The following is a 9,965-nucleotide window of genomic DNA, read 5'->3' as shown; positions in this document are numbered from 1 at the left end:
GAGCAAGCTCGCTCCCACAGTTTTGATCGCGGTGTTCACAGATTCTATGCCCGCCACAGATCCCCTGTGGGAGCGAGCTTGCTCGCGATGACGGCGGCCCATCCAACATCACCGTTTCAGGCAGACCGCTATCGCGAGCAGGCTCGCTCCCACAGTTTTGATCGGTGTGTTCACGAATTTTGTGCCCGCCACACATCCCCTGTGGGAGCGAGCTTGCTCGCGAAGACGGCGGCACATTCAACATCACCGTTTCAGGCAGACCGCTATCGCGAGCAAGCTCGCTCCCACAGTTTTGATTGGTGGTGTTCACGAGTTTTGTACCCGCCACACATCCCCTGCTCGCGATGACGGCGGCACATTCAGCACCACCGGTTCAAGCAGAGCGCTATCGCGAGCAGGCTCGTTCCCACAGTTTTGATCGCCGGTGTTCCGGTCTTTCCAAGTCCTACCTGGTAACGCTGTGGTATGACGACTTCTGTTGTTTATGATGTGAGAAATAACCTCTTCGCTATGGAAATCCCATCATATGTTGGTTTTTGTGTGATTTACCGGTTGACAGTCTGACGGAAACGTCCGAATAATCAGCTACGTTGTATGACGACATACAAATAAAAATCACAATACATGGTGTTCTTCCCCTTATGAGAATCACAGGCGTTCACGTCGAAGTCTTTTCCACCCCTTCGCGCCGCGCTCAAGACAGCGCCGGCCACGCTCATCCGGGCGAGGAGGTTCTGATCAAGATGGCCTTGCTGCGAATTGGCTGCGATGACGGCAGCGAGGGCTATGCCTTCGGTCCGCCTGAGTTGGTTCGTCCGCACATCATCGAGTCCTTTGTGCGCAAGGTGCTGATCGGCCGGGACCCAATGGACCGCGAAAGCATCTGGCAAGACTTGGCGCACTGGCAGCGCGGCAGCGCCGGGCAGTTCACCGACCGCGCGTTGGCGCTGGTGGAACAAGCGCTGTGGGACCTGGCCGGGCGCAAGCTCAAGTTGCCGGTACACAAGCTGATTGGCGGCTATCGCGACAAAGTGCCGGCGTACGGTTCGACGATGTGTGGCGATGATCTGCCGGGGGGCTTGTCCACGCCGGACGAGTACGGCCAGTTCGCCGAAAAACTGGTCCAGCGCGGCTACAAGGCCATCAAGTTGCACACCTGGATGCCGCCGATTTCCTTCGCCCCGAATCCGCAGATGGACATTCAAGCCTGCGCCGCCGTGCGTGAGGCAGTCGGTCCGGACATCGCGCTGATGCTCGACGGCTACCACTGGTACAGCCGCATGGACGCGCTGACCATTGGCAGGGCGCTCGAGCAACTCAATTTCGCCTGGTTCGAAGAACCGATGATGGAAGATTCCGCTGAGTCCTATGCCTGGCTGGCGGCCAATCTGGACATCCCGGTACTGGGCCCGGAAAGCATCGCCGGCAAGTTCCACAGCCGCGCCAGTTGGGTCACCCATAAGTCCTGTGACATCCTGCGCGCGGGCGTGGCCGGGGTCGGGGGGATCGGGCCGTGCCTGAAGGTGGCGCACCTGGCCGAGTCGTTCGGCATGGACTGTGAAGTCCACGGCAATGGCGCGGCGAACCTGGCTGTAGTCGGTGCAATCAGCAATTGCCGCTGGTACGAGCGCGGCCTGTTGCATCCCTTCCTCGACTACGAAGAAGTCCCTGCGCACCTCAATAGCATCGTCGACCCGATGGACGCCGACGGTTTTGTGCACCTGTCTGATCGGCCTGGGTTGGGCGAGGACATCAACTTCGCGTATATCGAGGCCAATACCTTGTCTCGACATTGATCGCGCACCACGTCCGCGGCCGATAGCTGCCCGGACGACAAGTCTTTATAAATATAAGAAAGGACTGAACCATGAAACTCTGGCCCAAGCGCCTGACCAGGCTGCTGTGTGTCACCGTGGCCCTGTGCACAGTGCAGGTGCCCGTCAGCCTGGCTCAAGGCGAAACGCCCGCCGACCAATTGGTGGTGGGCATGAGCATGATAAACCTGCTGTCCCTGGACCCCGCCGCGGCAACCGGCCTGGAGGTCGCCGAGGTTAACGCCAACGTTTATGACATGCTCCTGGAGCAGGACGCGGCGCAACCGGACACGCTGATCCCGGCCCTGGCGAAAACCTGGGAGGTCAGCCCCGACCGCATGCGCCTGACCTTCCAGTTGCGCGATGACGTGCGTTTTCACTCCGGCGCACCGCTCACCGCGCAAGACGTCGCCTGGTCGCTACAACGGGTGGTCACCCTCAACCGCGCCCTGGCTTCGACCTGGAAAGCCTACGGTTTCACCGCCGACAACGTCAGCAAACTGATGCGCGCCGAAGGGCCGCATACCTTTGTCATGGACCTGCCGCGCAGCACCGACCCGATGCTGGTGCTTAACACTCTGGCGACCTCTCCCAGCGCCTTCATCATTGATCGCTCGGTCGCTTTGCAACATCAGGTCGGTGATGATCAGGGCGCCGCGTGGCTGGCGACCCACACAGCCGGCTCCGGTGCCTTCAAGCTCGACATCTGGCGCGCCAACGACGTGATTCTGATGAGTCGTCATGACGACTATTGGCGCGGCCCCGCGAAGTTGCGCCGGGTGATCATGCGCAACATGACCGAGTCCCAGGCCTTGCGCCTGATGGTCGAGCGCGGTGACCTGGACGTCGCCCGAGGCATGGCGGCCACCGACATCAAGGCGCTGGGCAAGGTCGATGAGGTACGCATCCAGAGCATCGCCCGTGGCACGCTGTATTACGTGGCGATGAGCATGCAACAGCCGCTGTTCCAGGACATCCGCGTGCGCCAAGCCATCCGCCTGCTGATCGACTACCAGGGCATCAACGATGTGGTGATGCCGCACTACGGGGTGATCAATCAGCGGCCGATGCAACTGGGGCTGCCGGCACGCCTGGAAGATCCTGGCTATCGCCTGGATGTGGCCGAGGCCAAGCGTCTGCTGGCAGCGGCGGGGCACGCCGAAGGCTTCAAGGTGAGCATCCGCTCGCTGACCGATCCGCCGTTCATCAACATCGCCACCAGCCTGCAAGCGACGCTGGCCCAGGCAGGTATCCAGGCCACGATCATCACCGGCACGGGAAATCAGATTTACGGTGCAATGCGCGACCGCCAGTTCGACATCCTCGTCGGTCGTGGTGGTGGCGGGGCGGAGCGTCATCCGCATTCAAGCCTGCGGGCCCTGGTCTACAACCCGGACAACCGCACCGAAGCCAAGCTGAGCAACTTCCAGGGCTGGCGTACCTCGTTCTTCAACCCGCAGCTCAATCAGTTGATCGAGCAGGCCGAGCGCGAGCGAGACCCCGAGCGCCAGCGGGAAATGTACGCGCAGATCCAGACCCTCTACGACCAGCAGGCCGGAGCAATCATGCCGGTTTCACAGATGGTCGACGAAGTGGTGATCCACGCCGACGTGCGCAACTACATCGGCCATACCGCCGCCACCACACGTCTTCGGGACGTTTACAAGCAGCGCTGAAATCGACGGCCGCAGGGCCAAGGCAGGAATGAACATGTCGACTGCATCCTTTTCAATCTGGACATCCCGGGTCGCTTCGGCGTCCCGGCGCAGCGGGTCGGTGGCGGTGACGCTGCTGGGGCTGCTGCTACTGACCTTTTTCATCGGACGGGTCATGCCCCTGGACCCGGTGCTGGCCATCGTCGGCCCGGACGCTGACGCCTCGGCCTACGCCCAGGTGTATCAAGAGCTAGGCCTGGACAAACCGTTGTGGACGCAGTTCGCGATCTACCTCGGCGACCTGCTGCACGGTGACTTCGGCATGGCCTTGCTGACCGGCAACCCGGTCATCACCGACATCGCCCGGGTCTTCCCAGCCACTTTGGAACTGGCCACCCTGGCCATTCTGTTCGGCGTGTTGGCGGGCTTGCCGCTGGGCGTCTACGCGGCGACACATCAGGGGCGTGCCGGGGACCATATCGCGCGGCTGATCACGCTGTTCGGCTACTCCACGCCGATTTTCTGGATCGGCATGATGGCCTTCCTGGTGTTCTACGCCTGGCTGGGTTGGGCCGGTGGCGTCGGGCGCATCGGCCTGGCCTATGACGGGCTGATCCCCAAACACACCGGGCTGCTGTTGATCGACACCGCCTGGTCCGGCGATTGGGAGGCCTTTCGCAGCGCGTTGCGCCACATCCTGCTGCCGGCGGTGATCCTCAGTTTCAACTCGGTGGCTTACATCAGCCGCATGACCCGCAGCTTCATGCTCGAGCAGCTGTCCCAGGAGTACATCATCACCGCCCGGGTCAAGGGTTTGTCCCAGCGGCGAATCGTCTGGGGCCATGCCTTCGGCAACATCCGCGTGCAGCTGTTGACCATCGTTGCGCTGGCCTACGGCGGGCTGTTGGAAGGCGCGGTGCTGATCGAAACCGTGTTTGCCTGGCCGGGCTTCGGTCAGTACCTGACCAGCAGTTTGCTGCTCGGTGACATGAACGCGGTGATGGCCTGTGTCCTGCTGATCGGCCTCATCTTCGTGACGCTGAACCTGATCAGCGACGCGCTGTACAAGATCTTCGACCCGAGGACTCGCTAATGAACCTGCCTCTTGCTTCCAGCGCAGCCGGCAGTGCCGCGCTGCCATCTTCAAGTACGGCAGCGATGGCCGTCAGTGCCTTGCGCCTGCTGCGTTTCCTGCTGCGCAACCCGATGACCTTTGCCGGCCTGATCGTCGTCTCGACCCTGATGCTGGTCGCGGTTTTCGCGCCATGGATTGCCGGTCACGATCCGCTGTTGCAGAACCTTGCCGGGGCGTTGCAAGCACCCAGCAGCGTCCACTGGTTCGGCACTGACGAATACGGTCGCGATGTCTTCGCCCGCTTGGTTTACGGCTCGCGCATCACCCTGTACATCGTTTTGCTGGTGACCGTGATTGTCGGGCCAATCGGCTTGCTGGTGGGCACGGTGTCCGGTTACTTCGGCGGTTGGGTCGACAGCCTGTTCATGCGCATCACCGACATCTTCATCTCGTTTCCCAGCCTGGTCCTGGCGCTGGCGTTCATCGCCGCCCTCGGCCCGGGCCTTGAGCATGCGGTGATCGCCATCGCACTGACTGCCTGGCCGCCGATTGCCCGACTCGCCCGCGCTGAAACCCTGCCGCTGCGCAACGCTGACTTCGTCGTGGCGGTGCAGCTTCAAGGCGCGTCGAGTACCCGGGTCATCCTGCGCCACATCATTCCGATGTGCCTGTCCTCGGTGATCATCCGCCTGACCATGAACATGGCGAGCATCATTCTCACCGCCGCCGCCCTGGGCTTTCTCGGCCTCGGCGCCCAGGCACCGTTGCCGGAATGGGGCGCTATGATCTCGACCGGACGGCGCTACATGCTCGAAAGCTGGTGGCTGGTGGCGGCGCCCGGTGCGGCGATCATGCTGGTCAGCCTGGCCTTCAACCTGTTGGGCGACGGTTTGCGCGACGTCCTTGACCCACGTAGCCAATCCTGAGGAGCAGCCCCATGACTGAGATAAAACTTGCCGTACAGGACTTGTGTGTGGAGTTTCGCAACGCCGGCAAAATCTCCCGGGCGGTGCGTGACGTGTCGTTCACTTTGGGCCGGGAAAAACTCGCCATCGTTGGTGAGTCCGGTTCGGGCAAGTCCACCGTTGGCCGCAGTCTCTTGCGCTTGCATCCGCCGACGGCGCGAGTCACCGCCAAGACGTTGCGTTTTGCCGATATCGACTTGCTGGCCGCCAGCGAAAAGCAGATCCAGGCGATTCGCGGTGCGCGCATGTCGATGATCATGCAAGACCCCAAGTACTCGCTGAACCCGGTGGTGCGGGTCGGCGAACAAATCGCCGAGGCCTATCTGGCCCATCACAAAGTGCCCCATCGCGAGGCCCGCGAACGCGCCCTGGACATGCTCGCCAAGGTACACATTCGCGACCCGCAGCGGGTCTACGACCTGTACCCCCATGAAGTCTCGGGCGGCATGGGCCAGCGGATCATGATCGCCATGATGGTGATCACCGACCCCCAGGTGATCATCGCCGACGAACCCACTTCTGCCCTGGATGTGTCGGTGCGCCGGCAGGTGCTCAACGTGCTGGAGGAGTTGGTCAGCGAGCGCGACCTCGGGCTGATTTTCATCAGCCACGATTTGAATCTCGTGCGGAATTTCTGTGACCGCGTGCTGGTGATGTACGCCGGCCGTGTGGTCGAGTCGATTGCCGCCGCCGACCTGGATCAAGCCAGCCATCCCTATACCCGTGGCCTGCTGGCCGCACTGCCGAGCCTGGATCATCGGCGCGCCACGCTGCCGGTGTTGCAGCGTGACCCGCAGTGGTTGAATGCTTGAGGAGCCTGTCATGAGCATGATTGAAATCGCCGGCCTGAACCTTTGTTTTGGCACCGGCGCGGCACTGAACGCGGTATTGCACGACGTTGATTTGAGTGTTGCCGAAGGCGAGGCATTCGGCCTGGTAGGGGAGTCCGGTTCGGGCAAGACCACCGTGCTGCGCTGTCTGGCCGGGCAGTATCAGCATTGGACCGGGCAACTGCAGATCGCCGGCCAGGCCGTGACCCGCAACCTGCCGCTGAACCACTATCGTACGGTGCAGATGGTGTTCCAGGATCCCTACGCCTCGCTGCATCCGCGCTACACCATTGATGCCGCGTTGCAGGAACCGTTGCGCATCCACGGCATCGACGGGCGTGCGCAGAAGGTCAGCGAGATCCTGCGCAAGGTCGGCTTGAACGACAGCTTCCGCTTTCGTTACCCGCATCAATTATCCGGTGGCCAGCGCCAGCGCGTGGCGATCGCCCGCGCGTTGATCCTGCGTCCCCGGGTGCTGTTGCTGGACGAACCGACCTCGGCGCTGGATGTCTCGGTGCAGGCGGAAATCCTCAACCTGCTGGCCGACTTGCGCCGCCAGGAAGGCCTGACCTACCTGATGGTGACCCACGATCTGGCGGTGGTTGCGCACTTGTGCGATCGGGTCGCGGTGATGCAGCAGGGCAGGGTGGTGGAGACGCTCGACAGTCAGCTTCTGGCGAGTGACGGTGCCACGCACGCGTACACCCGTTTGCTGGTGCAGGCCAGTCGCGACATACAAGGCATCCCTGTCGCCGTTTGAATTAAACCCTGATTCATCAGTTGCATTTGTTTTAACCCGTAAAAGACGTTGAACCCCAGGTTTCAATGCCGCGCACGCGCTCGCCTGTGATTTAGCGTTTAACCCAACTAACCCGTTCAACCAACAAGAATAAAAAAACATGAAAAAGACATTGGTAATACTTTCTCTCGCTTCCTTGTTTACTTCGGTTATTGCCCAGGCCGATACCGGCTATATCAATGTACGCCACCAATATGCGGAAAAAAGTCGCATGCATGCCGACCGTGCCAAGTTTGGTATTCGGCTGGACAGTGGCCTGGGTCTGGAGGGTGAACTCAAATACAAGACCGCCGGTGACCGGCAAGACGTCGCCTTCGACAATACCGTCGGCAGCGGTCATGAATTTACCGTCAACTACCAGCACAAGATCAATGATCGCTGGATGCTGACGCCCTCGTTGGCCTTGGACAGCGACGAAGAATCCACCACCTACAAGCTGGGCCTGCGCCTGGGTTACCGCGTGACCAAAGAGTTGAGCATCGCCGGTCGCTACCGTTTGGATTCAGCCAAACTGGACCGCGACAAGATCGACCGTGACGTGCCGCATAATGGGCAGGACGATCAGACGGTCAATCGTTACGATGTATATATCAACTATGGCCCCCAAGGACCGTGGGCCTATGAATATCAGTTGACTTACTTCGATGCCGACTACATTCGCTATAACGGCGGCACCGACGACTATGAACAGAACGCCGTGGTCAAATACCAGTGGGATAAACGCTGGGCACCGTTCTTTGAAGTGGGTGATATTAAAGTCAACTCGGTCGACAGCGATCGCCAGTTGCGGCTGCGGGTCGGTGTTAAATACAGCTTCTTCTAAATTGTAGGAGCACGGGTCGACGCTAAGTCTGTGAACACCGGGATCAAAACTGTGGGAGCGAGCTTGCTCGCGATGGCGTCGGATCGGCAGACATCGATGTTGAATGTACCGCCGTCATCGCGAGCAAGCTCGCTCCCACAGGGGGGTGCGGGGTCATTCGTTGTAAAAAGCCTGCCGCTGCTGCGTTTCACACAGGCGCATGCGGCTATTGCTCAAATGCAGGTACATGGCCGCCCGCGCCGCGTCGACATTACCACTGGCGATGGCGTCGAAGATCTGTTGATGTTCGGCGTTGATCCCCTGCAGGTAGGCGCTGCGATCACTCTGCCCGGAATAGGCGGAGTTCATCCGGGTACGTGGGATCAGCTTGGTACCCAGGTGCTTCATGATGTCGATCAGGTAGTAATTGCCAGCGGCCTTGGCGATTTTCAGATGGAACTGGAAATCGGCATTGATGGTGGTGCCGGACTTTTCCGGGCCTTGCAGCAACGCTTCCAGCGCCTGGGCCAGTTCGGCCAGGGCTTGGGGCGTGGCGCGCTCGGCAGCCATGCCGGCGGCCTGGACTTCCAGGCTCAGGCGAAACTCCAGCAGGTTGAGCACATCCGACAACGTGGCAATCGTCGCCGGCCCGAGGGTAAAGCCCTCCGGCGCCGGCATGTCCAGGACAAAGGTGCCGACCCCATGCCGCGTCTCCACCAGCCCCGCCGCCTGCAAGCGCGACAGCGCTTCACGCACCACCGAACGACTGACGCCCTCGGCTTCCATGATATGCACTTCGGTGGGGAGCTTTTCGCCGCGCTTGAGAATGCCTTCACGCATGCGCTGGGCAAAGCGGTCCACCAGTGTTTCGGCGAGGCGGCGCGGTTTATTCAATGGAGATAACGCTTGATCCGTCATCGGCTTGCTCTAGTGTGATCAGCCGGCATTATAGTGCGTTTCGACGTTAGGTCGCGGCTATAATGCCGCGATCGTCTGGCTTTAATGGATAGGTGCAATGGACCGTGTCACACCCGATCGACGCCTGAGCATGACCCAGCAACTGGTGGTCGATCTGACGCAGCAGATACTGGCCGGCGAACTGCCCGCAGGCAGCAAACTGCCGACCGAGCAGGTCATCATCAAGGACCGTGGCGTCAGTCGTACGGTGGTTCGCGAAGCCATGTCGCGGTTGCAGGCCGAAGGCCTGGTGGAAACGCGTCACGGCATCGGCACCTTCGTGGTCGACACTGCTCGCCCGGGGGATTTCCAGGGCAGCAAGCACGTCAAGGGTGGCGCGTACGACGCGCTGGCGGTGATCGAATTGCGCCAGAGCCTGGAAGTCGAAGCCGCTGGCATCGCCGCCCAACGCGCTACGCCGCAGCAGTTACTGGCGATGCGTGAAGCGCTGGATGTGGCGAACGCTTCTGAAGCCGCGGATGCCGAAAGCGCCCAGGTGGATTTCGAATTTCATTTACAGATCGCCCAGTGCACCGGCAACAGCTTCTTTATCGATGCCATGGCCCATGTGGGCAATACGTTGATCGCGGTGGTTCAACAGGCCGGGCCAGCTGTCACGGCTGAGAATCGCGCCTTGGTGATTCGTGAGCGCGAGCAGATCTACGCAGCGTTGGCGCGCCATGATGCCGAAGCGGCCCGGGCTTCGATGCGGTTGCATTTGATCAACATGCTGCAGCGGGTGCGGGGAGCGGTTGAGTCGACGACGCAATAACCTCCACAAAACCTGTGTCCACCACACCCCCCTGTGGGAGCGGGCTTGCTCGCGAAGACGGCGACCCATCCAACATCACCGATTCAGACAGACCGCTTTCGCGAGCAGGCTCGCTCCCACAGTTTTGGTTGGTGGTGTTCACGAATTTTGTGCCCGTCACACATCCCCCTGTGGGAGCGAGCCTGCTCGCGATGACGGCGGCACATTCAGCATCACCGGTTCAGACAGACCGCTATCGCGAGCAAGCTCGCTCCCACAGTTTTTTGGTGGTGTTCACGGATTTTGTGTCCGCCATA

General features: G+C 61.0%; 9 protein-coding genes. 8 read left to right on the top strand and 1 reads right to left on the bottom strand.

Annotated elements, in window-relative coordinates; all coding sequences use genetic code 11:
* The first annotated feature begins 641 nt into the window (after positions 1 to 641).
* From T3A99_RS17170 to T3A99_RS17140, 7 genes are all read left to right on the top strand, one after another.
* The gene (locus T3A99_RS17170) at positions 642 to 1,796 is read left to right on the top strand and encodes a mandelate racemase family protein (RefSeq protein WP_047230519.1); all 1,155 of its coding nucleotides are present in this window, start codon (positions 642 to 644) and stop codon (positions 1,794 to 1,796) included.
* A 71-nt stretch (positions 1,797 to 1,867) separates the two neighbouring features.
* On the top strand, positions 1,868 to 3,490 hold the full coding sequence (locus T3A99_RS17165; RefSeq protein ID WP_274090867.1) for an ABC transporter substrate-binding protein: 1,623 nt from the start codon (positions 1,868 to 1,870) through the stop codon (positions 3,488 to 3,490).
* Positions 3,491 to 3,524: 34 nt separating this feature from the next.
* A complete protein-coding gene (locus tag T3A99_RS17160; RefSeq protein ID WP_047230517.1) occupies positions 3,525 to 4,562 on the top strand; it encodes an ABC transporter permease in 1,038 nt (345 codons plus the stop codon).
* Positions 4,562 to 5,470 (top strand): ABC transporter permease, encoded by a 909-nt coding sequence (locus tag T3A99_RS17155; RefSeq protein ID WP_047230516.1) that lies wholly within the window; start codon positions 4,562 to 4,564, stop codon positions 5,468 to 5,470. The genes T3A99_RS17160 and T3A99_RS17155 overlap by 1 nt, the downstream gene beginning before the upstream one ends.
* An 11-nt stretch (positions 5,471 to 5,481) precedes the next feature.
* A complete protein-coding gene (locus T3A99_RS17150) occupies positions 5,482 to 6,321 on the top strand; it encodes an ABC transporter ATP-binding protein (protein ID WP_076386261.1) in 840 nt (279 codons plus the stop codon).
* Positions 6,322 to 6,331: 10 nt separating this feature from the next.
* Positions 6,332 to 7,099, top strand: a complete 768-nt coding sequence (locus T3A99_RS17145) for an ABC transporter ATP-binding protein (protein WP_076386259.1) — start codon at positions 6,332 to 6,334, stop codon at positions 7,097 to 7,099.
* Between the two features lie 139 nt (positions 7,100 to 7,238).
* Positions 7,239 to 7,961 (top strand): oligogalacturonate-specific porin KdgM family protein, encoded by a 723-nt coding sequence (locus tag T3A99_RS17140; RefSeq protein WP_076386258.1) that lies wholly within the window; start codon positions 7,239 to 7,241, stop codon positions 7,959 to 7,961.
* A 153-nt stretch (positions 7,962 to 8,114) separates the two neighbouring features.
* Here the strand turns inward: T3A99_RS17140 and T3A99_RS17135 are convergent, their stop codons facing one another.
* Positions 8,115 to 8,858, bottom strand: a complete 744-nt coding sequence (locus T3A99_RS17135) for a FadR/GntR family transcriptional regulator (protein ID WP_047230512.1) — start codon at positions 8,856 to 8,858, stop codon at positions 8,115 to 8,117.
* Positions 8,859 to 8,955: 97 nt separating this feature from the next.
* Between T3A99_RS17135 and T3A99_RS17130 the strand changes: the two genes are divergently transcribed.
* Positions 8,956 to 9,669 carry a FadR/GntR family transcriptional regulator gene (locus T3A99_RS17130; protein WP_047230511.1) on the top strand — a complete coding sequence of 238 codons (714 nt, stop codon included), beginning with the start codon at positions 8,956 to 8,958 and terminating at the stop codon, positions 9,667 to 9,669.
* The last annotated feature ends 296 nt before the right edge of the window (positions 9,670 to 9,965 follow it).

It is taken from the genome of Pseudomonas sp. N-137 (genome assembly GCF_034555295.1).
GTDB classification, from domain to species: Bacteria; Pseudomonadota; Gammaproteobacteria; order Pseudomonadales; family Pseudomonadaceae; genus Aquipseudomonas; species Aquipseudomonas rhizophila.
The sequence above is the reverse complement of the archived record's forward strand: the minus strand, read 5'-3'. Positions and strand labels throughout refer to the sequence as shown.

Bases quoted from the DNA above. Each gene is read 5' to 3' on its own strand.
- T3A99_RS17170 (WP_047230519.1), top strand. From the start codon at position 642: ATGAGAATCACAGGCGTTCACGTCGAAGTCTTTTCCACCCCTTCGCGC.
- T3A99_RS17165 (WP_274090867.1), top strand. From the start codon at position 1,868: ATGAAACTCTGGCCCAAGCGCCTGACCAGGCTGCTGTGTGTCACCGTG.
- T3A99_RS17160 (WP_047230517.1), top strand. From the start codon at position 3,525: ATGTCGACTGCATCCTTTTCAATCTGGACATCCCGGGTCGCTTCGGCG.
- T3A99_RS17155 (WP_047230516.1), top strand. From the start codon at position 4,562: ATGAACCTGCCTCTTGCTTCCAGCGCAGCCGGCAGTGCCGCGCTGCCA.
- T3A99_RS17150 (WP_076386261.1), top strand. From the start codon at position 5,482: ATGACTGAGATAAAACTTGCCGTACAGGACTTGTGTGTGGAGTTTCGC.
- T3A99_RS17145 (WP_076386259.1), top strand. From the start codon at position 6,332: ATGAGCATGATTGAAATCGCCGGCCTGAACCTTTGTTTTGGCACCGGC.
- T3A99_RS17140 (WP_076386258.1), top strand. From the start codon at position 7,239: ATGAAAAAGACATTGGTAATACTTTCTCTCGCTTCCTTGTTTACTTCG.
- T3A99_RS17135 (WP_047230512.1), bottom strand. From the start codon at position 8,858: ATGACGGATCAAGCGTTATCTCCATTGAATAAACCGCGCCGCCTCGCC.
- T3A99_RS17130 (WP_047230511.1), top strand. From the start codon at position 8,956: ATGGACCGTGTCACACCCGATCGACGCCTGAGCATGACCCAGCAACTG.